This window comes from Ruegeria sp. HKCCA5763 (genome assembly GCF_013034545.1).
GTDB lineage: Bacteria > Pseudomonadota > Alphaproteobacteria > Rhodobacterales > Rhodobacteraceae > Ruegeria.
Map to the genome: position 1 here is coordinate 130,230 of NZ_WQGF01000006.1, position 22,138 is coordinate 152,367.

Annotated in this window: 16 protein-coding genes and 1 tRNA gene; 13 read left to right on the forward strand and 4 right to left on the reverse strand. The window is 55.3% G+C overall.

The window, feature by feature from the left end:
* Positions 1–9 precede the first annotated feature (9 nt).
* The 3 genes from GOV89_RS12120 to GOV89_RS12130 form a co-directional block, all read right to left on the reverse strand.
* Entirely contained in the window at positions 10–1,284 is a 1,275-nt protein-coding gene (locus tag GOV89_RS12120; protein ID WP_254451521.1) for an HlyD family type I secretion periplasmic adaptor subunit, read from the reverse strand.
* 41 nt (positions 1,285–1,325) lie between these two features.
* The gene (locus GOV89_RS12125) at positions 1,326–3,065 is read right to left on the reverse strand and encodes a type I secretion system permease/ATPase (RefSeq protein WP_171177050.1); all 1,740 of its coding nucleotides are present in this window, start codon (positions 3,063–3,065) and stop codon (positions 1,326–1,328) included.
* A 233-nt stretch (positions 3,066–3,298) separates the two neighbouring features.
* Positions 3,299–4,333 carry an AbrB family transcriptional regulator gene (locus tag GOV89_RS12130; RefSeq protein ID WP_171238338.1) on the reverse strand — a complete coding sequence of 345 codons (1,035 nt, stop codon included), beginning with the start codon at positions 4,331–4,333 and terminating at the stop codon, positions 3,299–3,301.
* Between the two features lie 108 nt (positions 4,334–4,441).
* Here GOV89_RS12130 and GOV89_RS12135 point away from each other — a divergent pair, with 108 nt between their 5' ends.
* From GOV89_RS12135 to tcuB, 3 genes are read left to right on the forward strand one after another with little or no spacing between them, the layout of a single operon-like run.
* The gene (locus GOV89_RS12135) at positions 4,442–5,122 is read left to right on the forward strand and encodes a GntR family transcriptional regulator (RefSeq protein WP_171177045.1); all 681 of its coding nucleotides are present in this window, start codon (positions 4,442–4,444) and stop codon (positions 5,120–5,122) included.
* Between the two features lie 11 nt (positions 5,123–5,133).
* Positions 5,134–6,528 (forward strand): FAD-dependent tricarballylate dehydrogenase TcuA, encoded by a 1,395-nt coding sequence (gene tcuA, locus GOV89_RS12140; RefSeq protein ID WP_171238300.1) that lies wholly within the window; start codon positions 5,134–5,136, stop codon positions 6,526–6,528.
* A complete protein-coding gene (gene tcuB, locus GOV89_RS12145; protein WP_171177041.1) occupies positions 6,518–7,591 on the forward strand; it encodes a tricarballylate utilization 4Fe-4S protein TcuB in 1,074 nt (357 codons plus the stop codon). The genes tcuA and tcuB overlap by 11 nt, the downstream gene beginning before the upstream one ends.
* 200 nt (positions 7,592–7,791) lie before the next feature.
* Here the strand turns inward: tcuB and GOV89_RS12150 are convergent.
* Positions 7,792–7,876: transfer RNA gene (locus GOV89_RS12150), tRNA-Leu, on the reverse strand.
* 714 nt (positions 7,877–8,590) lie between these two features.
* On the opposite strand from GOV89_RS12150, the gene GOV89_RS12155 reads away from it, so the two are divergent.
* The 10 genes from GOV89_RS12155 (at position 8,591) to GOV89_RS12200 (ending at position 22,125) form a co-directional block, all read left to right on the forward strand.
* A complete protein-coding gene (locus GOV89_RS12155) occupies positions 8,591–9,013 on the forward strand; it encodes a hypothetical protein (RefSeq protein ID WP_171177033.1) in 423 nt (140 codons plus the stop codon).
* Between the two features lie 2 nt (positions 9,014–9,015).
* Complete coding sequence (locus tag GOV89_RS12160; RefSeq protein WP_171235135.1) at positions 9,016–11,028, forward strand: dynamin family protein; 2,013 nt, start codon at positions 9,016–9,018, stop codon at positions 11,026–11,028.
* Between the two features lie 8 nt (positions 11,029–11,036).
* Complete coding sequence (locus GOV89_RS12165) at positions 11,037–12,785, forward strand: dynamin family protein (RefSeq protein WP_171177029.1); 1,749 nt, start codon at positions 11,037–11,039, stop codon at positions 12,783–12,785.
* Positions 12,786–12,837: 52 nt separating this feature from the next.
* The gene (locus GOV89_RS12170; protein WP_171177021.1) at positions 12,838–13,242 is read left to right on the forward strand and encodes a hypothetical protein; all 405 of its coding nucleotides are present in this window, start codon (positions 12,838–12,840) and stop codon (positions 13,240–13,242) included.
* Between the two features lie 23 nt (positions 13,243–13,265).
* A complete protein-coding gene (locus GOV89_RS12175; RefSeq protein WP_171177019.1) occupies positions 13,266–14,138 on the forward strand; it encodes a hypothetical protein in 873 nt (290 codons plus the stop codon).
* A gap of 66 nt (positions 14,139–14,204) precedes the next feature.
* On the forward strand, positions 14,205–16,247 hold the full coding sequence (locus tag GOV89_RS12180) for a dynamin family protein (protein WP_171238301.1): 2,043 nt from the start codon (positions 14,205–14,207) through the stop codon (positions 16,245–16,247).
* Positions 16,244–17,530 (forward strand): dynamin family protein, encoded by a 1,287-nt coding sequence (locus tag GOV89_RS12185; protein WP_171177015.1) that lies wholly within the window; start codon positions 16,244–16,246, stop codon positions 17,528–17,530. The genes GOV89_RS12180 and GOV89_RS12185 overlap by 4 nt, the downstream gene beginning before the upstream one ends.
* Before the next feature lie 341 nt (positions 17,531–17,871).
* Positions 17,872–20,058: a serine/threonine-protein kinase gene (locus GOV89_RS12190; RefSeq protein ID WP_171238302.1), complete on the forward strand. Its 2,187-nt coding sequence runs from the start codon at positions 17,872–17,874 to the stop codon at positions 20,056–20,058.
* A 201-nt stretch (positions 20,059–20,259) separates the two neighbouring features.
* Positions 20,260–21,339 (forward strand): FHA domain-containing protein, encoded by a 1,080-nt coding sequence (locus tag GOV89_RS12195; RefSeq protein ID WP_171238303.1) that lies wholly within the window; start codon positions 20,260–20,262, stop codon positions 21,337–21,339.
* Between the two features lie 3 nt (positions 21,340–21,342).
* A complete protein-coding gene (locus tag GOV89_RS12200) occupies positions 21,343–22,125 on the forward strand; it encodes a PP2C family serine/threonine-protein phosphatase (RefSeq protein WP_171177009.1) in 783 nt (260 codons plus the stop codon).
* The last annotated feature ends 13 nt before the right edge of the window (positions 22,126–22,138 follow it).

Genomic DNA, 22,138 nt, shown 5'->3' on the forward strand with positions numbered 1-22,138 from the left:
GCGCCTGCCTTATTCGCGGAAGGCGCGATTGAAATAGTCAGCCATTGGTTTGACCAGATAAGACAGCGGTGTACGCTCGTCGGTTTTAATCAGCGCTTCTACCGGCATGCCGGGCAAAAGCTCTTGCCCGTTCAACCGGTCAATCTGCTCGTCGTTCAGCTCAACTTCGGCGCGATAGAACGTAAACCCTGATTGTTCGTCGGTGAACGTATCAGCAGAGACGTTGTATACTTGCCCGTCCAGTTCAGGTGTTTCTCGCTGGTTAAATGCGGGGAACCGCAAAGCCACTGGCTGACCAACATGCAACTGATCAACATGGATTGCGTCCACTCGGGCTGCCACCAGCAAAGGTGTGTCCTGAGGCACAATATACATCATCGGTTCCCCCGGCTGCACGACCGACTGCAACGCAAAAACCTGACTTCCGTACACTCTTCCGGTAACTGGGGCGCGAATGTCCAGACGGGTCAGGCGCTCGGACAAGGACAGCCTGCGTTCAGACAGCTCGGCAACCTGTGCCTGGACGTCCCGCAAGGTGGTGATCGCCTCTTCCCGCCGGGTTGCGGTCAGTTCGACAATCTGTATTTCGGTCGAGGCGATCTGCCCTCGAAGTCGTGCGACAGCGGCCTCCAGGCGGCCAATCTCACCGTTCAGGCTGGCTTCTTCCCGTTGGAGCGCAAGTACACGGCTGGTTTGTGTCAGTCCGCGGTTCAACAGGCTTTGCTGATCTTCCAGTTCATCTTCGATCAATTCGACCTGGCGCCGCAAAGAGACCAGTTGGGCCTGCGTGCCTTCGATCTCGCTTTCGATTTGAACAACTTGTTTGCGCAGTTGTTCATCCTGACGGGACAGCGTTTCCAGTCTGGCCTCGAAAAGGTTCTGCTGCCCGGCAATCAGGTCGGCCCCAATGCCGTATTCTTTCTGAACCTCGGTGAGCTGGGTTGTCAGTTCCGCAGGTGTCAGGCCATCCCGCTCTGCCTCTAACCTGGCGCGCCGGACTAAAAGTTCGAACAGTTGCGCCTCGACAATAGTTTGTTCGGACGAAAGGAAGGTATCGTCCAGACGCAGCAGCATGTCGCCTGAAGACACCACATCCCCGTCGCGTACGAAAATTTCTCCGACCACGCCGCCGTCAGGGTGTTCGACGACCTGCCGATTGCTTTGCACTTCGATCACCCCCGAGGACACAATAGCACCGGCCAGGCGCGTCTTGACCGCCCAATAGCCCAATCCGCCCACCAATAGGAACAGCGCAAGAAATCCGACCAGCGCAGGAATTTTCATGCTCCAGACCTGTTCTGGTTTTTTCGTTGGTTTCTTCGCCATCATTCACCTACAGGGCTGAGCTTACGCTTGATCGCGCCTGCGTTCTGCACCATCGCGTTCAGGACTTCGTCTCGGCTGCCGAACTTTACTACCTGGCCCTTTTCAACAACGGCCAGATCATCGCATTCTGAAATGGCCTGCGGTCTGTGCGTCATGATGATTGTTGACTTGCCTGCGGCTTTCAGGCCGCGGACCGCCGTGTTCAATGCATCGGTTCCATCTGCGTCCAGTGCCGAGTTCGGCTCATCCAAAATCAGAAGGACGGGATTTCCATATAGCGCTCGTGCCAGAGCGATCCGCTGTTTCTGTCCCCCGGACAATTGGCTGTCATTGCCTTCCAGAAAGGTGCCGTAACCTTTTTCCAGAGACAGAATCAACTCATGCGCGTTGGCTTTCTTGGCTGCTGCTACAACCGCCTCGGAATCCGGGTTCTCGGACATTCTGGCAATGTTTTCAGCAACCGTTCCGTTAAACAGGGTCACCTGCTGCGGCAAGTAACCGATATGGCTGCCCAGATCGTTTGGGTCGTATTGATCCAGTGTTGCACCGCCCAACCTGATTTCACCGGCGGCAGGTCGCCAAAGCCCCAGCAATGCCTTTGCCAGTGTTGTCTTTCCTGATCCGCTTTTCCCGATGACACCCAAGGCTTTGCCGGGTTCCAGCTTCAGGTTTACGTTTCGTAATGTCGGAGTTGAAGCCCCCGGAGGTATCACCGTCAGGGATTTTGCTTCGAGTTGCGCCTTCGGCACGGGAAGACGAATGCGCTTTTCTTCTGGCGGAGTATGATCCAAAAACCTGTTCAATGAGACCCAAGCCGTTCGGGCGCGTTCCACAACATTCCACTGGCCTACAGCTTGTTCGACAGGCGCCAGGGCGCGGCCAAGCAGGATCGATCCCGCAATCATCGCGCCGGGAGTCATTTCGTTTTGCAGCACCAACCATGCGCCCAAGGCCAGCATGGCTGATTGAAGAAACAGCCGTAACGATTTGGTAAGTGACGTAAAACTTCCAGTCCAGTCGCTTGCTGCGACAGACTGCGTCAAGGCATCGGATCGCTGCTTCAGCCACCGCTTTGTGACGTCTGCCTGCATCCCTTGCGAACGTACTACTTCTGCCGCTTGTCTGGCGTGCTCGGAAAAGGCATTGGCCCGCGCAGTTGCGGACTGGGCCTCGGCAACTTTCCTGCTGGTCATCGCCTGATTGAGCAGGGCGATTGCCACAAGCACCACACCGCTGCCCACGGCCAGCCATCCAAGCAGTGGGTGAAACAGGAAAATCGCGCCTAAAAAGACCGGCGTCCACGGAAGGTCCATGACTGCCAGAAGAACCGGGGACGAGCATAGGTTTCGAATGGATTCCAGATCGCGCAAAGCGGTTGCAGGGGCAGAGCGCACCTGAGGAACAAGGGACCGACGCATAGTGGCTTCGAACACACGCTCGTCCAGTTGGGATTGGAACCGTGCGCCAAACCGCGCAACGATACGGCCACGAGCAAAGTCGAGCATCGCCATAAGCGCGTAAAGCATGGCGACGAGCAAAAACAGAGCGGTCAAAGTCTCGACCGCGCGCGAGCCCAAAACCCGGTCATATACCTGCAACATGAACAGGGGACCCGTTAGCATCAGCAAATTAACGAAGATGCTGAACAGGAACGCCAGCGCTAAAAAAGCGATGCCTTGGTTCCGCACATTGCGCAGTTCGTGGCGCTGAGGCGCAGATAGGCGGTGTTCAGATTTCACTGTTTTTGATCCTAATCATTCCAGGAAGCATCGCCGCATTAAAAAAATAGTTCAGCCTTGCCAAGTTTGCACATGTTTTTTTGAGCAAGAAACCGCAAACAACACGTTAAGAACAGCGTCATTTAGCCATGGGTTCAAATTTACGCCAGGTAGACCAGCACTGCGATGGGATTTGAGTCCAGAACGAATTGACCCCTATCTCGCAAATCCCGGGTCAAAGCTGTTCCGCGCGATCAATCTCGGTTCTGTGTCCCTTTCAAAATGAGATTGGCGGCGATTGGTGCGCCGATGATGACCAAAACGATCCTTGTCAGATGGTGAGTGATCACAAAGCCCAGATCGGCGCCCGATACAATAGCCAGAACCGTCATCTCGGCCTGCCCGCCGGGGGCGAATGCCAGAAACGCTTCGACAGGGTGCCCAAGACCTAAAGTTGTGACTAAGGCGGTGAACACCGCTGCAAGGACGGCAAGCACAATGACATACGTGAAACCCGCGGCCACGACACGGCGAAGTTCGGTCCATGTTACCCCCACAAATTTCACACCGATCGCACAGCCAATAAAAAATTGCGCAGCTAAAATGGCCTCACGTGGCGGCCTGGTGTGGATGAAGTCTCCAAGGGACAGCGCTGCCGTCAGGATCATTGGCCCCAAGATCGATGCCCCGAACAGGCCGATGCGCTCGCCGCCCTTCCAACCGATAACAGCGGCGACCAACATAAGTGCCAATTCGTGTATCGGGAGGTCCCGCGCAGGCTGGCCTATGGGATTGGTTAAGTCCGCGTCGTAGAAAACTGTCAGGAATACTGGGGCTAGGGTGACGATGATCAAAACGCGCGTTCCATGTATCAGCGACAAAGTGCGCGGGTTGGCCCCTGCTTCAGTGCCGAAAATGATCATGTCTTGAAGCCCACCCGGCATTGCCGCGTAAAACGCGGTTTTTGGGTCAAAACCCCAGACTTTGCGGAAAAACGGCACACCGACCATCGCGATTAACAGGATAAAGAATGGAACCAACAGAATCGAAGAGGCCATTTTGGGCAGTTGCACAAACAAGTCAGGTGTAATCGATGCCCCGACCGCAACGCCTAGTATGGTACGCGCTGCAACCGAGACCTGCCCAAAACCTTCCATGGGGGCATGAGCCAGAGCAGCAATCAGACACGCGCTCATAGGGCCAAACAAGAAGGGCAGCGGCAAGTTCAATGCCCAAAATACACTGGTGCCCAGAACCGCCAGGCCGAACGTCAGTGCCCGTTTGGTCATCAAAGAGGGTGAATTCAAGAGGGTGGGCACAATGGAGGTTCCGGCGTCGTTGACTCAGTGTGTATCCAAATGTATACACATGGACGCAAGTAAGCAAGTGAGCCTGTGATGACGATTCAAGACGCCTCCTTCCAGCCTGGTCCACAAGGCAATTCTGCGTACCAGCGCCTGCTGGACGAGATTCGCGGGGGCACTCTTTTGCCCGGCAATCGCCTGCGCGAGATTGAATTGTCTGAACGGCTTGGTGTCAGCCGCACCCCGGTGCGCGAGGCGATCCGGCAATTGGAGGCTGACGGGCTGGTCACACATGTTCCGCGGCAGGGCGCGACAGTGCGCAGTCTGGACTACGCCGAAGTCATGGAGCTTTACGAAATGCGCGCAGTGCTGGAGGGCACTGCCGCCCGGCTGGCGGCCCGCGCGGCGTCGGACATCGAACTGGATGAATTAGGCATATTGAATGACCGGCTTGCCGAGGCGGGCACAGGTCCTGACGCGGCTCAGATCAACAGGGTTTTCCATGCCACGCTTCTGGATGCCGCCAAAAACCGGTTTCTGGCCAAATCCATGCTGTCACTGCAAAAGGCTTTGCTGATCCTTGGCCCTTCGCAATTGTTGGACAGCGACCGTGCCGACGCGGCAGTGGCGGAGCATCGGCGTATCATGGCCGCTCTGAAGGCCCGCGATGGCGCGGCGGCTGAAACGGAAATGCGCGCACACATTCAGGCCGCGCAACGGATGCGAATCCGTGCGTTACAGGAACGCGACCGCACAACCGATGAAATTCAATAGGCAGTCAGAATATGGCTACCCAAAAGAAAGCTTACGATATTGCTGTCATTGGCGGTGGAAACGCCGCCTTGTGTGCCGCGATGACTGCCGCCGAGGCGGGTGCCCGCGTATTGATCCTTGAGACCGCTCCAAAACCATATCGCGGAGGGAACTCGCGCCATACCCGGAACTTTCGGTGTATGCATGCGGGTCCGTTAGGCCCTTTGGTCGATGCGTACAGCGAGAATGAATACCTGTCCGACCTGATGAAGGTCACCGATGGGAAAACAGATGAGCATCTCGCCCGCTTGGCCATACGCACGTCCGAGGAATGTCTGCCATGGATGGAAAAGCGCGGGGTTCGCTTTCAACCGTCTCTGTCCGGGACACTTTCATTGGCGCGAACAAACGCATTCTTTATGGGCGGCGGAAAGTCTCTGGTGAATGCGTACTATAGGACAGCGGCGGCTCTGGGCGTCGACGTGCTGTATGAAGCCGCTGTGACGCATTTGGAGCTGAGCGGCGATCGGATCGAATGGGTGGATTACACCTGCGAAGGCCAGTCTCACCGCATCGCACCGAAAGCAGTCATAGTCGCCTCGGGCGGGTTTCAGGCTGACACGGATTGGCTAACCCGCGCATGGGGGGAACCCGCGAAAAACTTTCTGATCCGTGGCACTCCGTATAACCGGGGCGTAGTTCTGGCTGACCTTCTGGATCAAGGCGTCGAGAGCGTCGGCGATCCTACGCAGTGCCACGCCGTGGCCATTGACGGGCGTGCGCCGAAATTCGATGGGGGCATTGTCACGCGGCTGGACTGTGTGCCTTTTTCCATCGTCGTGAACAAGAAAGCCGAGCGGTTTTATGACGAGGGCGAAGACGTATGGCCCAAGCGCTATGCAATCTGGGGCCGATTGGTGGCGGCGCAGCCGGATCAGGTTGGTTACGTCATCATTGATGCAAAATCGCTGAACCTGTTCATGCCGTCGGTTTTCCCGCCTCTGAAGGCGGATACATTGGAAGAACTGGCCGGAATGATGGGTCTTCCGGCAGACAAGCTGTCAGAAACGGTCGCCGCGTTCAACGCGGCCTGTGGCGACACCAGTGGCTTTCATCCTACCGAATTGGATGGCGTGGCGACCTCGGGATTGAAACCACCTAAAACCAACTGGGCGCGCCCGATTACCGAACCGCCTTTTTATGGCTACTCGCTGCGCACCGGTGTGACCTTCACATATCTGGGGCTGAAGGTTGACGATACGGCCCAGTGTTCGACACCGGACGGCAAGATCAAAAACCTCTGGGCAGCAGGCGAGACCATGGCCGGATCGATTTTGGGGCAGGGGTACCTGGCTGGGTTTGGCATGACCATCGGAACCGTCTTTGGACGCATCGCAGGACGTGAGGCCGCTGCTTATGCAAATTGATCTGATGCAAGAAGCCCGCCGTCAGGCCGAGGTTTGCAACGCCTGCCGGTATTGCGAAGGCTACTGCTCGGTCTTTCCATCGCTTCATGCTCAACGCGCATTCTCGGACGGCGATATCACGCAACTGGCCAACCTGTGCCATAACTGTCGGGGCTGTTATTATGCCTGTCAGTATACGGCGCCACACGAGTTTGACCTGAACCTGCCCAAGGCTCTGGCAGAGGTACGCCGGGACAGCTGGGAAAGCTTCGCTTGGCCGCAACCTCTGGCCCAGCGGTTTCACACCCAAGGAGGGGCCATAGCTTTGGCACTGGTGATAGGGTTTGCTTTCATGTTCTTGGCTATTCGCGTGATCAGGTCTGACGGGGGGCAGGGGTTCTACGCCGTATTGTCACACAATGCGATGGTCGCAATCTTTGCGCCGGCGTTCCTACTGCCTCTTATAAGTGTCGTCGTCGGTCTGAACCGCTATTGGCGTACGGTTGGGGGTAAACCGATAAAGTGGGCAGACCTAAAAGTTGCTTTAAATCATACGGGCAAAATGCAGGATCTGGCTGCTGGACACGGTGAAGGCTGCAACTTTGAGGACGAAGACCGGTTTAGCCAAGCTCGTCGTCACGTGCATCACACGATCATGTACGGATTTCTGCTGTGCTTCGCCTCGACTTCAGTAGCGACGGTTATGCACTATGGTTTCGGAATGCACGCGCCATACGGGTTTTGGTCATTACCTAAACTATTTGGAGTCACTGGTGGCGTTCTGCTGACTATTGGTTGCGGTGCTATGGCGCTTCTCAAACAAAAGTCAGACCGCGATCTTGGTGATCCTTCGGCATGGGGAGGCGATATCGGCTTTATCCTGTTGCTGGGTTTTGTCGGTCTGAGTGGGCTTGTCCTGTACGCAATGGGGTCAACCCAGATGATGCCGGCACTTCTGGCGGTTCATCTCGGATCGGTGCTGACGTTTTTTCTGCTCATGCCTTTTGCCAAGATGGCACATGGGTTCTATCGCCTTGCGGCCCTAATTCGGGATGCACAGAGGAAACGGGTTGCAAGCGTGTAAGCAGTATCCTCTCGCGAATCTAAAACTCTTGGGTGTGGTGAGCCTTCCGTTCTAAAGTTTTATTCTGAACTCAGGCGAGGGTCGCGTTGCCTGTCTTATCATCTTCCGTGCAACATGCTGTTTTAATAGAAAGATTGCACTTTGGGTGTGAACCCACCCTTGAATGAATATGCGTGGTATAATCATGATTATGTTAAATTTGGTGCGGGTGGAGGGACTTGAACCCCCACGCCTTGCGGCGCCAGAACCTAAATCTGGTGCGTCTACCAATTTCGCCACACCCGCAACCATGCGCTTCAGCGCCGTACTGCTGCGCTCTTAACAAAGCTTGATGCCGAGTGCGAGAGGTAAAATTTACGAAACAGCAAGTTTGTTCACTTGAATGGAACTGATAGGGATTATCGGTTCTGGCCTGCGTGAAACGCGTCGTTGGTTCGGAAGACATATACCTTGATGAGGGTTGATCGCGTGCGGTTGACTCGACCAGACATCGGCATTTTTCAAAGCAAAGCTTCCACAAGTTTGCGGTGAATGGGGCACTCCGATCAATTCGCAATGCGAACGCGCTTACGTTGAGAAGACGCTCAGTCTTCCGCAAGTACGTTGTGGTTTTCGGATGTCGAAGTAGGATAAAACACACCCATGACTAGCGTATCTGGCACCGCAAAAATCGAGCGCTCGGCCACATGCTCATCCAATAAATTAGTATTTTCAATTAATTACTGAACGGCAGTTCACAGTCGACAAGCCAACCCTGCAAAATGGTCGGCAGAAGCGACTGCACCAACTGGTTGAAAGCAATATACTCGCAAAGGTTGAGGCATTCTTAGGTTGGCTCTGCCATGTTGCCGCCACATTTCAACCGCCAAAAAATCTTATTCGCGTCAAATTAAGACCGCCTTGAAGGTTCTTCTTGGTTGCAAGGAGTTAATGAGTCTTTTTCGCCAATTTGGCACCGGTACGAGTTTTCTGCTCAACTCCAGTACAAGGTTTTCTGCTGTGACCGATCTGAATTCCTCCGTTGCCGCCGAGCAAGACGCTGTCTTTTTCGCTCGCGAGAGCTTTCTTGGCGAACTCAAAACTCTGAACCGGGACTATCCAAATACGGGCTTTGGTATTTCGTTGCGCACCCATTCAGGTGAACATTATCTGCTGGCAAACGCCCGGATGCCTTTGCCGGCGGCGAAATCTCTGGGTTTCCCGACAGGGCGCCGCGTGGCGCGACTTGAGAACGGTGATCGCTTCAGCTCTATCGAAGTGCTGGCGGATTCCAAAGCCTACGAAACAATTACCCCACGTGCCGAAGCCGAGATTCTGGGCAACGCGCTGGATTTGATCGCACGTATTGACACATTGACAGGCCTACCTACGGGGCGCGTGTCGCACGAACCCCAGATTGCTGCTACGGGAACCGGAGGTTAAGCATGGCGCGCAACGATCACCTTTTGTCTGTCGGCAACGAGGCATTGGCTCCGATGACCTCTGCTATGTCGTCGCTGACGGCGCAGATCGATCAATTGACTGAGGTGGCAGATGCGCGCTCCTCGGCGCGGCTGGCCACCCTCAAGACGCGAATGGAAAATTTCACCGCCAGCATCACGATGGTGGGCCAGGTCAAGGCAGGCAAGTCGTCGATTGTTAATATTCTGGCCGGGCGCCCTGCCCTGTTACCCTCAGACGTCAACCCTTGGACGTCGGTTGTCACGACCTTGAACATCAACACGCGTCCGCCAGGCGACACCAAAGCCAAGTTCACATTCTTTGAGCAGGAAGAATGGGACAACCTGATGGTCGGCGGCGGTCGTTTGGGCGAATTGGCGAACCGAGCGGGTGCGGATGACGAGATGGACGACATCCGCCGCCAGATCGGTGACATGAAAGCCAAATCCGAAGAGCGTTTGGGCAAGCATTTCGACCTGATTCTTGGTCAGAGCCATCAGTATGATCATTTCGATGAGGAATTGATCCAACGCTATGTTTGCTTGGGCGACGAAGACGATCCGGATATCGATCCAAAAACCGGACGGTTTGCTGATGTCACGAAGTCAGCTGAGCTGTACATGGACATCCCGCAATATCCGATCGCGCTCAAGCTCTGCGACACACCCGGTGTGAACGACACATTCATGGTGCGCGAACAAATCACTCTGCGCAGTCTGCGAGGGTCTGAGGTTTGTGTCGTCGTTCTGGCCGCAAGTCAGGCGCTAACCACCATGGACATGGCTTTGATGCGCATTATTGCGCAGTTTGAGAACCGCCAGATTGTCCTGTTCGTCAACCGCATCGATGAACTTTCAGATCCAGTCAATCAAGTGCCTGAAATCCGCGACCGCATTCAGGATACGCTGAAGCAGAACAACATCGACACCAATACCAGCGTCGTGTTTGGCAGTGCTTTGTGGGCCGAAGCAGCCTTGACCGGAAACCCGGACATTCTGACCGAAGAGTCGCGTGAGGCACTGAACACGTTCTACCTGGCCGCTGGGTTCGGGGATCAGGCACCTTCACTGGATAAGATTTGGGCCTTGTCCGGCCTGCCCGATCTGCTTTTGGCCATCAATGAGCGCATTGCTGAAGGGGCCGGAGCGCGGTTGATGGATCGTGTGCGTCATCGCGCGCGCAACATCGCCAGCCAAATCCGTGCCACAGCAGTTGCAAAGAACTTGTCCGACGGTGAAGGCATTTCGAGGGATTTGGAAGGTGTATCGCCTGAAGATGCAATCAACACCGTGGCAGCGGAATATGAAAAGAAAGCGGCCGAGCTGACAAATGCCCTGCGTGACAAGGTGTTGGAACGTCTAAGCGCAGCCGAAGCCAACTTTGTCAAACGGGCAACGGATTCTTTGATCGCCCATCTTGAGAAGAACGGCGAACAAGGTACATGGCAATACGACCCGGCTGGGTTACGCACACTGCAAAAGGCAGCTTATTTCAGCTTTGCTCGCGCAATGCGTAAGGATGCTGGAGCGTTGTATGGAACCGCTGCGGCAGATGTCGAGGCGTTGTACCAAAAGATATTGGGCAACCATCTGGGCGAGTTCAGCATTGAAGCACCCATTGTGCCCCGCGTCCCGCCGCCTCTTGGCATCGGTCGGACCATTGCTCTGGATCTGCAAAGCACCTGGTGGCGGCGATGGTGGCAAAGGCGCAAAGGCTTTGAAGCCTACGCTGCGGACTACACACGTCTGATTGCATCCGAGGCCAACTCGATCACTAAAGATATCGAGGAAAACCAGATTGCCGCGGTGCTGGAAAACGTCCGCGCAACCCTGACAGACTTTATGCGCGAGCAGAAGGAAACTCTGCTGAGCATTTCGTCGACGGCCGATAAAAACGCAGGTCAAACTGCAGCGGCCATGGCGGGTTTGCAGCCCCAGAAATCCAAAGATGAGATTCTGGGTGACATCCTAAAAGATCTAAGCAACGAAGCGGCATAAGTAGAAAAATGGCAAAAGATACACAATCACGCTTTGTTTCACCGAAGACATGGGAACGTATCGAGCAGTGGTCCCGCCGTAAGCCTGTTTTCGCCCTGATGGGCGAATTCAGTGCCGGTAAGTCTACGTTGATGAATTTTCTGCTACGAACGCAGACCTTGCCCACGCAGGTTACCGCAACCCAACTGCCGCCAGTCTGGTTCAGCTGGGGTGATCGCTCACCCTATATCAAGCGCCATGACGGCTCGGTCGAGGTTATCGAACTGGACGATCTGGAATCCGTGGGCGTCAACGACGCGCAATTCATTCGGGTATTTCTGAAAGCCGATATTCTTGAGGCCGTCGATCTGATTGACACGCCCGGTATCTCGGATCCTAAAATCTCGACGGATGTCTGGCAACGGGCCGTCGGTCAGGCCAATGGGGTATTGTGGTGTACACACGCGACCCAAGCCTGGCGCGAGACTGAGCGTGCGACATGGGTATCACTGCCTGAACGTTTGCAAAACAACTCGCTGCTTTTGATCACTCGCGCGGACGCGCTGAACCTCAAGGACCGTCAAAAGGTTTTGCGTCGCGTGAATCGTGAGGCAGGTCACCTGTTCAATCGTTCTATTCTGTTTTCCGCTCGGGATGCGATTGTTGCCCGCGACAAAACCGGTGATGCTGAGATGTGGTCTCGCAGCGGTGGCGGAAAGATGATCGACAGCTTCCTGGAGATCACTGAGCAGATTATGGACAAACGTGCCGATCAGCTGGCCCGGTATCAGATCGACAAAAGCCCCTCGGACGCATCCAAGGTGCAGCCGGTGCGCCCGGCTCGGAAATCCGACAGCGAGACTCAGGCCGAAGCCGCACCTTTAAGGTTGGTCAACCCTGTGGAAGAAGAAGCGCGGCCCGAGCACGATGGCGCCGCGGTCGTCACCAGCTTTCCCGTCCGCCCCGCCCGTGTAGAGCGGCGCTCGGATGAAGCTGAACGGGTGCGGATCAATGCGGAAGAGGCCGAGCGTCTGCGCGCTGAAATGGTCTCGGACCCAGAACCGACATCAGCGGAACCCGACACAAGTGATGATCTGCGCGCTTTCTTCAAGGACACGTCTAACGATCCGTTGGAGCTGACCAATGTCGCCGGACTTGACGGCAGCGTTGATGAATTTGACTTGTCAGATGGTACCGACCTTGATGACGAGCTTGAGGATTTGGCCGACAACAGCATCGAAGTTGAAGAGACCGGTGGTGCAGCCCTTGAGATTGAGGCCTCCGAGGATGTCCTTGCATCTCTTAACACGACTCTGCGGGACGCACCGTCTAACACGCAACCTGCGGAAGACGCGGTCGACGAGTCTGATAACTCCGAAGATCGTGGAATTGAGGTTTCGGTTTCTTCCATTGCGGCGTTGATGGCAGCGCAGCCCAACGGCAGTGCCGACGATTATGAACCAGAACCCGAGACCAGCGGGCTGATCGAAGCTGCTCTGACCGATCAGGTGGATGCCATCGAGCCTAACATCTCAGTACTCGGAGAACGGCCTGAGGATGCGGATGGCTCGCCCTTGAGTGCATCGGATATGTGGCGTGAAATTGCGGACAGCGAAGATCTGCCTGACGATGCGGATGGCCTGAAGAACGTGTTCAAGGCGTTTTTGGCAGAGTTTGACCAAATCGCCATAGAAAAAAGTGAAAAGCACTCAAAGGAGACATTGCAATCCATTCCGAAAGCAAAGGAAAACAGCGCTGCAGAATGGCACGTGTTGTAGTGTCACCAGAATCGATATGACCGGCAACCTTCAATTGAAAACAATAACTTAGATGTCCATCCAAAACGCCTTAAGCACAGCGATCGAAACAATACCCGACTGCATTGCAGCCGGGTATATCGATATGGAAACCGGGATGCTGCTGGGGAGCAGCGTTTCGGAACCGGAATGCACGGAATCTTTGGACAATTTGTCGATTGCGGTTGCTAATCTCTTTCAAGGACGCGGGGTTGCCGCGTTTGAGGCGTTGTTGCGTGACGCTGGTGGCGATGATGAGGCGCAGAACACAGGATTTGGGGAAATCGCCGTGTTTTCAAAAGATCGTCTGAACATTTTCTTGCGGACGAAAGAATATCCGGACCATGTGGTCTGCTACATTTGCCGCAATAGCGCAAATGTCGGTTTGGCATTGACAAAATCACATCTCAGCCTGGGGTCGGTTGCGGCCGCAGTTTGAACGGGACCAGAGGGGGTCACGGTATGATGGACACAGACATTCTGGACATGCTTGAGGATATCGGGCGGTCCTCGGTTGCGCGGTTGTCACCTGCTGTGACAATTGCAGCGGACTCGGCTGCGGCACGGCGCGCGGCAGTCTTGCGCAGCATTCGCGGCACTATTCTGCCCCGTCGGCTGGACTTCACGGCCGCCAATGGGATGTGTCTGGCGATCGAGGTGAATAGTTCGCGGGTCACGGATATCTTCCAGGTGCCGAGCGGACCAACGCCGGATTTCGAAACGGAAAGTCGCGGCGAACTGGTCGAAAAGCTGGCTCAGTTGGTGTCAGAGATTGCAACCGCCCCTACCCCGCTTGAGCTGAAGTCAGGTAAACCGGACTCGGATCTCGAGGCGGATGATGTGGGTTTGACTTATAGTGAAATCGAGAGCGCTTGCGCTGCCATTGACTTGTCCACAGAACCGATTGTGTCCGTTGTGCCGGATTTAGAACCGTCGACAGACGACGACCCTGCACTTGCAATGAATGTTGATCCTTCAACAGAGCTTGCGCAGCGCTTTTTTGACGGTGCGGGCCGCTTTGCATCTGGCCGCGTGTTGATCGACAGCGCGGACAAGACCGGCCTGGCCTACGAAGGGTCTTGCCAGCCGTCGCAAGGCATGCATCCCGGTCCGGACGTTTTGGCCCGTTTTGCAACCGATCTTGCGGGTTGGGATAACGATACCCAGGACGAGTTCGACGGTCCCCAACTTATCGTCATACGGCCGTCTGGCGGGAAAGGCGCTGGACTGGCAGTGCTGAGCGATAGTGGTCAAATAGCTGTTGCCGCCCACGACGCGCGTAAGCTGGGGGCAGTTGTTAATCTGTGGACTTCTTTACAGGGGACTAAGGAATGATTGTCCCTGTAGGATTCAAATTTTCGATTAATTCAATCCTTTTTTGTGTGACCAAGGTAGTGAGTAATGAGTGAAACAAATCGCCGCGAGCTTATACGCATCGCAGAAGATATGCATGAAACCAGCAATGATGAAACGCGCCATTTCATTTCGCGTATCATCGGAGATCTGGCAAGCCTGAAGCCGTCAATCGCTTTTGTGGGGCAGATCAAGGCTGGGAAATCCCGTTTGATCAACGGGTTTACCGGGCAGGCTGAATACCTGCCGTCGGACGTCAACCCATGGACCACGGTAATCACCGACATGCATTTCGGGCATCCCTCTGGTCGGACTGAGGGGGCCGAGTTCCATTTCTTTGACAATCACCAGTGGCAATCTCTGATCGCCGAAGGTGAAGAGCTGCGCAATATGTTCCCCGATGACGAGGACAGCTATAAGCGCGAGATGATCGAAGAGCAGGTCGAAGCTATGAAGACCCGGGCGCGCCTGCGTTTGGGCGACAGCTATGAGCAGCTGTTGGGGCAACATCACGATCTTGAAGAACTGAACTCGGACGATCTTGCGCGCTATGTGTGCGCAGGGGATGATCCTGGCGAAGATGGCAACGTAGATCCAGGCAGTGATCGTGGACTGTACAGCGATATTACCCGCAAGGCCGAAGTTTATTTCGACATCGGGCATTTCCCGTTTCCTCTAACCGTTACGGACACTCCTGGGGTCAATGACCCCCTGCTGATCCGCGAAGAGATTTCGCGCCAATACCTGAAGGAATCAGATTTCTTCGTGGTGGTTCTGTCCGCACATCAGGCATTGTCGCGCGCGGATCTAAAACTGTTCCGGCTGATGCAAGCGCTTGAGCTTGGTCAGATCGTTGTTTTCATCAACCGCGTTGATGAGTTGGGCGGCGGCCCCGAGGACGCGGCCAAAGTGCGTTTGGATGTTCTGGACGGGTTGGAAAAGGCCCTCGGCAATGCGGACATCGACGTTCTGATGGGCAGCGCTCAATGGGCGCATTATGCGCTGACCGGTGATGAAACCGGTGTGAACCATGACGATGTTTTGGCGTGGCTGCGCGCGCATCCGGAACAGATGAAGCAATACCTGAACGGCGTGGCCGAGATCAAACAAGGCCCTGGCCCCATCAGTCGCGAGGCTGTTTTGCGTTTTGCCGCAATGATTGCTTCAGGTCTGCCAGATCTACGCAGGCATGTTACCAAGGCTTTGACAAACGGGCCCATTGACGAACAGCTTCGGATGGCCTGGCAGCATCTTGACAGTTTCGCACGCGGTGAGCTTGAGCGGTCTCAGGTTCATCTGCGGGCGCTACAAGATGAAAATATTTCCGATGCGCGCAGCGCAGGTGACAGTGACAAATCCTTTGGTGAGCTGCGCAAACTGATAGCAGATAAGACACAGGAAATCACTCGGGACATGGATGATGTCCTTTCCAATCTACGTGGCGTGATGGATGATACAGTTGCTGAATCCGTCTCGGGCGTAGTGCGTGGGCCCAACGGTCAATCACCCCTGCTGGCCAAAGGTGGTGCGACCGAGTTGAACTTTACCCCTTTGCGCGAACACATGCGGGAACTGGTACAAGGCGCTTCTCAAGTAGTGCGCCAGCGCATGCTGAGTGAGCTTTATGCGGTCGACATGCAATGCAACGCAGCTTTGCGCGCTTTGCCGGGCTGGCAAGAACCGGTCGACAATCGCATGAACACCAGCGCTGTTCGGTGGTTCCGACCTGACACCACTGCGCTCACCCGTGGAATTACGGTTGAATTGCGTGTAAACTGGTTGTCGCGTCTGATCTCGCGCAACAGCGTTGTAACACGAGCGGAACGGATGATTGTGCAAGAGTTCGAGTTGATTGGTGACGATTTGATCGACACCACGCGTGACAACTTGCTGGAACGGTTAAATACAGTTTTGGATCATTATGTGGCCCTGTTGGCGGGTCATTTCGAACACCGCTCGGGCGCGGGTGAATTGAATGCTCAGGCCGAAGCACAAGTTGCATTCGACCGAGCGCGCCGCATTGCTTCGGACCTTGAAAGTGTCTTTGGAACCGGCCATGCGGACGAACGACAAGCAGAGGCAGCGGAATGATAGAATTTCCCGGAACCGAACAGGAAGTGCGCCAACTGGAGCGTTTTCTGACCGCGACTGAAAAACTGTCGTCTGATGACAAGTTGGAGGACATGCGCGCGCGGGCTTTGGCCCACGCCGAGCGGTTGTCCAATGCGGTCAATATCGGGTTTGCCGGGGAGTTTGGTGCAGGTAAATCAAGCCTTGCTAACATGCTGGCCGGTGCAGATATTCTTCCCACCGGTCCTCAGCATCTGAAACTGCCACTTGTCATTGTGGCCTTCGCGGAAACGCCCGAGACGACCGTGGGTTGGTGGGACAAAGAACCCAAGACCTACTCTGGAATAGCACTGGAAAAAGCCGCGGCGGATGAGCCGGATTTTATTTCGGTGGGGATCAACACGCCTGCACTGAAGGAAATCTCACTGTTTGACCTTCCCGGCTCAGGTGCTTTGGACGATACCTATAAAAAGACCCTGGACTTGCTGAAGTTCGTCGACTGCGCAATCTGGTGTTCAAACGGGACAAACGCATGGCGTGAGACAGAGCGCTACTTGTGGTCCAAAGTGCCACCTGAATTGCGCGCCAACAGTCTGCTGGCTGTGACTCACGCTGATCTGCCGCACGTGCAAGGATCATTGGACCGCGTTTTGTCTCGGCTTAACAAAGAAAAGGACGGGATGTTCTGCGAAGTAGTTCCGATCGGCACTCCTTTGGCAGTGAAGGCCATGGCTCAGGAGCCGGAGCCTGATTTTACCTTGTGGGAGACGTGCGGTGGTCAGAACCTTGCCGAACAAGTTCTGAACGTAGCGTCCAGCCGACGTCGCAGCGATCTGGACGCGGCTCGAAAGGACTTGCAACAGGAATTTCTGCCATTCCTCGAAGCGCTCCAGGGACCGGACTCAGAACCGACACCTCCCGATGCAGCAGCGATGCAATCCACGCTGGGCTCTGCCCTACCGCCTTTGAACAACCCCATTCTCGAAGACTGGCTGGCGGCAATTGCAAGCATCTATGAGGATCTGCGCGAGTCCTCGGATATAGAGCCAGTTTCGTTCCTGCAAAGTTGCCAGGAAATCGTCGAAGACTTTGCAGAAAGACTGGAGCAAGGTGGCGAGATTGACCCGGATGCAGACTGGATTCCAGCAGAGTTTGAAAAGGCCACCGACCTGCTTTTGCTGTTGCAGTTCGAAAGTGGCGATGCGCCCCTGAAGGACGCAATCAGCATATTGGTGCAGCTGGGTGACAACCTTGCATGGGCTGGTAGCACGGTCGCCGCAGCTCAATCCAAAACCGGGACCTGATAATCTCTCGTTAAGATTGAGTGCAGTTTAGCGATTCGAAGGGCCAAGGAATCGGCCCTTTATTGTTTCGAATTCGTAGACCAACCTGCGTTTTTAGGGGTGTGCGTTTTCATTACCTCTACCCAATTTATCAATATGCAGTGTTAAGGGCGCGTGGGAAACTACATGTGCTATGATCAAGAGAACGATCCATAGTGAAGCCATCAGGCGGCCCCAATAAAGTCAAATTTGAAACGTCTAACCGTTCTTAAGTGTCCTGCGGTTGTTTTTGGTTGTGAGTTCGTGGGCTGTTGGCCCTGTTAAATTTAGCCGCAAAAAACGAGTAGAACGGGCGGATTAAAATGAGCCACAACCAGGCTGTCGGTGCAACGCACGACGAACCAAAAATCGAAGGATTGCAACCGGGCGCAAAACTACTGCGCGGTCAGTATGAGATCCTCCGCTTTCTGAGCAACGGAGGATTCGGCATCACCTATCTTGCGCGCGACAGCCTGGAGCGCGACGTGGTGATCAAGGAATGCTTCCCCGGTGCCTTGTGTCGTCGCAATGGCGATCTCGTTGAACCCAACGATCCGTCCTACAAGGAAGACCTGCGCGCCATCATTGATCTGTTTATTCAGGAAGCCCGCAATCATGCGCGGCTGGTGCACCCGAATATCGTCGATGTTCATCAGGTGTTTGAAGACAACGACACCGCCTATATCGCGATGGACTTGATCCGCGGTTGCGATCTTCTGGATTATGTTGAGAATCCTGAAAACGATGCAGGCCCTGACTTTATCGTGCAAGTCACGGAAAAGATGTTGTCGGCGGTTTCGTTCATCCACCAAAGCGGGATGTTGCATCGTGACATTTCGCCGGACAACATCCTGATCGACGAGAACGACGACCCTGTCCTGATCGACTTTGGTGCGGCGCGTGAGCAGGCGGCCAACAAATCTGCGGCTCTGCTGACCCTGCGTGTCATCAAAGACGGGTATTCCCCACACGAGTTTTATGTCCGGGGTGCGGAACAGGGGCCAAGCAGTGATCTCTATGTTCTGGCGGCAACGTTGTACCACGCCATTAGTGGCGAACGCCCGGTCGACGGCCAAAGCCGGTTGAATGCCTTCAACAACGGGCAGGATGATCCGTACACCCCGCTTGCGGGCCGCTTCGAAGGATATCCTGAAGGGTTCCTCGAGGCGATTGACAAGGCCATGGAAGTTCACACCACAGATCGTTTGCAGACTGCGCTGGATTGGTTGCGCATGTTCCGCGGTCCGGGCGTGATGTTTGATACATTTGCCTATCGCCCTGTCTCGGTGATTGTGGGCATGGACCGCAAGGACAAAGAAGAAGAAAAGGCACGGATCAAGGCCGAAAGCGAAAACGCCGAGGCCGTTGTGACCGCACTTTTGGCGGGCAACCCGGATATTGTTGTTGGAAACGATGACAAAAGGAACGAAGACCTGGCCAAGATCGTCGCGAAGGAAGAAGCTCCTGTCGCCGTCGATACTGTGGTTCAAAGCGGTTCTGGCGGCAGTGGTAAGCTGATTGCCGGCGCGGCTGTGGTTGCAGTCGCATTGGCGGCTGGCGGTTACTTTGCAATGTCTGGCAACAAAACCGAAGAACAGGTTGAAGCACCAGCTACGCAAACCGCGGCAGAGGTGGAAACGGCAGATGTCCCGGCAACAGCGGTAGAAGCACCAAGCTCTGTTTCGGAAGAACAGGAAACCGAAGTCGCCTCCGCGCCGTCGCCTGATCCAACACCAGTCGCAGAAGAGCCTGTCGAGCAGGTACAAACTGAGCCTGCAGAGACTGCTGTGGCAGAAACTGCGACTGCAACCCCAGAGCCCACAGCCCCTGAAGTGGCCAAGGCTGAGGCGCAGGACCCTGCGGTTACAGAATTTGAACCCGAGGTCGCCACGTCAAGTGCCGTTCCGGCAGAGCAACAGGTGTCCTTTGCGCATTGGGATGTGGAAATCCCCTTCCAGACATCTCGTCGCCGCGCCTCAACCGGTGCGACCATCGCTATAACTGGTCTCGATCCCAATCAGGACATGAGTGTGATCGGCGAATGGGTGCAACGCGGTGCCGTGATCTTTACTTTGAACGGAAAGCCGATACGCGAGGATGCTTCTCTTGCAGCACAGGTTCTGGACAAGCTGAGCGTTGATCCCGACGGTTATACCCGCGTCGCGGCCCGCTATCGTCCAATTGGTCAGACCCGAGCGCAAAACGGTCTGCTTGCCTTGCCTGTTGAGCGTTCTGTCGGACTTAAGAACGGATTTACCTTTACTGTCAGCAGTTCTGGCAGTGAGGGCTGGCAAACCAAGGTGGACGCGACCCCATTCAGTGACGCAGGCGGTCTGCAGCGTGGCGATGTGCTTCTGAGCGAAAGCCAGTCGGGGATTGCCTTGGGCGGGTCGGAAAGCCTGGATGCCATGCTTGCAGAACTCGTCTCTGAGGGCCGACCCGAAGCGAAATTGACCGTCCTGCGTAACGGTGCTGAAGCCGCTGCAACCATGCAGCTTGCACAGGAGTAATCTGACCGGTTCGTTTGTGATCTGCCAGCGTGTGTTTGCTGAGGGTGGCATCCAGTTTGTCACCCCGGCGGGAACCGGCCCGCCGCAGAATGTACCAGTTTCCTTGAGTATCCAATGAGTGTCTCTGCGCTTTTGCGCGCGGGATAAGTAGCAGCTTACGGCACAAGATATTCGTGCCGCCAAATCGAAGGTGTCGACACCATGTTCAAATACAAAAGCCCTCTGAGCCGGCTTCTAGAAGGTGCCGGCAAATCCAAAGAAGAAGACGTTGCAGAAAACTCAGACGCGGTTGAAACCCCTGCGGTCGAAGAAGAAAAGCAAGAGCCGATTGCAGACTTCAATGCTCTGCGTGCGGCGCTGGCTGGCGGCAACATGACATCCGAGTCTTACGAGGAAACGGATGAGCTGATCCCCGAAGAGAAGATGCCTGAATTCGACGAGGTCGCGACCGAAGAGACTGTCGAGGACTCCATTTTCGTCGAAGATACCGCAATCGAACACGACGCGCCGGAAGAGTTGCTGACGGCTGAGCCTTTGGAAGAAGAGGCAGCCCTCGAAGACGAACACATCATCACTTTGCATGTTGCCGAGGACCCAGCACCGACACCGGTGGAAGAGGTTTCGGAAAACGTCGCACCCGAAGCGGTTGAATCGCCAGTTGCCGAAGCTGCGCAAGATGATCCAGCCGAAGTCGCGGAGGCCCCGGCCGAAGTTTCAGAGGCTTTGGTTGAGGTTGCAGAGGCTCCGGTTCAGGAAGCGGAAAAGGTTGAACCAGCGATTGAACCGGTTGCCGAGCCCGCACCTGCCCCTGCACCAGCGGAAGATCGCCGCTCGCGTGTCAAAACAACTTTCCTGGGTTTCGAACGTGCAGACACCCATGTGCAAGAGTTGATCGAAACCGCAGAACCCGTCGCCAAAACTGAGGCAGCGCAAGAGACATTCCCAGTCGGCTGGCTGGTTGTCACCGCGGGGCCAGGTCGGGGTGCCAGCATCACTTTGACAGAAGGCCTGATGCAGATCGGTCGTAACGATGATCAGGCTATTCAGCTGGATTTCGGCGACACAGGCATCTCGCGTTCAAACCATGCGGTTATTGCCTATGATCCGGAAGATCGTAAGTGCTACTTGGGTCACGGCGGCAAGGCCAACCTTGTGCGCTTGAACGGCAAGCCCGTACTCAGCACCGTGGCATTGTCCAGCGGGGATCTGATCCGAATTAGTGAAACATCCATCCGGTTTACGGCCTTCTGCGACGAAGGTTTTGATTGGCGGGATTCCTGATAGATGCTGGCGACTCCGGCATATGATGTGGCGCTGATCCTGCACCAGGGTCAGCGAGAGACGCAGGAAGACGCCATTGCTGCGCGCATGTTCGACGCGTCGGATGCGGGCTATGTCGTGATTGCAGACGGTATGGGTGGTCACGATGCAGGCGAAGTCGCTTCTGAGCTGGTGATTTCGGCTTGGCGTGAAGCCCTGGACCCCGAACTTGAAGCGGAAACCCTGAATGAGGGATCCATAGTTGATGCCCTTCCTTTGGCAGCCATGCAAGCAAACGCTGCTATTGCTAACCATAACGAGGCGCAAGAACAGGGTTTCAACATGGGTTCGACCATGTTGGGTGTTCTTCTTTTGGGGCGTCGCGTGTTCTGGATCTCCATCGGGGACAGCCCTCTTTATCTGTTCCGCGAAGGCGCTTTGTCTCAGGTAAATGAAGACCACTCTATGGCGCCCGTGATCGACGCGAAACTCGCTGCGGGAGAGATCACTGAATCAGAGGCACAGGATATGGATCGCAACCAGCTGACCTCGGTCATAATGGGGGGCGCCATTCCCAAAGTGGATTGCCCCGAGCAACCCATTCTCGTGACACCGGACGATATCCTGATCCTTGGCAGTGACGGTTTGCAATATCTAAGCGATGCCGAAATTCAATCGGTTCTGAGCAAGCACAAACAATCGCTGGCGCAGGAAATCGCCGAGGCGTTGCAATTGGCCGTTCAGGCCAAGGGTGACCCGGATCAGGACAATCTGTCCATCGCAGTCGCGAAACTCACAAGAACATAAACAGGCAAAGCAA

Excerpts from the sequence above, each read along its gene's own strand:
- GOV89_RS12120 (WP_254451521.1), bottom strand. The coding sequence starts at position 1,284 with ATGAAAATTCCTGCGCTGGTCGGATTTCTTGCGCTGTTCCTATTGGTG.
- GOV89_RS12130 (WP_171238338.1), bottom strand. The coding sequence starts at position 4,333 with ATGACCAAACGGGCACTGACGTTCGGCCTGGCGGTTCTGGGCACCAGT.
- GOV89_RS12135 (WP_171177045.1), top strand. The coding sequence starts at position 4,442 with ATGACGATTCAAGACGCCTCCTTCCAGCCTGGTCCACAAGGCAATTCT.
- tcuA (WP_171238300.1), top strand. The coding sequence starts at position 5,134 with ATGGCTACCCAAAAGAAAGCTTACGATATTGCTGTCATTGGCGGTGGA.
- tcuB (WP_171177041.1), top strand. The coding sequence starts at position 6,518 with ATGCAAATTGATCTGATGCAAGAAGCCCGCCGTCAGGCCGAGGTTTGC.
- GOV89_RS12160 (WP_171235135.1), top strand. The coding sequence starts at position 9,016 with ATGGCGCGCAACGATCACCTTTTGTCTGTCGGCAACGAGGCATTGGCT.
- GOV89_RS12165 (WP_171177029.1), top strand. The coding sequence starts at position 11,037 with ATGGCAAAAGATACACAATCACGCTTTGTTTCACCGAAGACATGGGAA.
- GOV89_RS12170 (WP_171177021.1), top strand. The coding sequence starts at position 12,838 with ATGTCCATCCAAAACGCCTTAAGCACAGCGATCGAAACAATACCCGAC.
- GOV89_RS12175 (WP_171177019.1), top strand. The coding sequence starts at position 13,266 with ATGATGGACACAGACATTCTGGACATGCTTGAGGATATCGGGCGGTCC.
- GOV89_RS12180 (WP_171238301.1), top strand. The coding sequence starts at position 14,205 with ATGAGTGAAACAAATCGCCGCGAGCTTATACGCATCGCAGAAGATATG.
- GOV89_RS12185 (WP_171177015.1), top strand. The coding sequence starts at position 16,244 with ATGATAGAATTTCCCGGAACCGAACAGGAAGTGCGCCAACTGGAGCGT.
- GOV89_RS12190 (WP_171238302.1), top strand. The coding sequence starts at position 17,872 with ATGAGCCACAACCAGGCTGTCGGTGCAACGCACGACGAACCAAAAATC.
- GOV89_RS12195 (WP_171238303.1), top strand. The coding sequence starts at position 20,260 with ATGTTCAAATACAAAAGCCCTCTGAGCCGGCTTCTAGAAGGTGCCGGC.
- GOV89_RS12200 (WP_171177009.1), top strand. The coding sequence starts at position 21,343 with ATGCTGGCGACTCCGGCATATGATGTGGCGCTGATCCTGCACCAGGGT.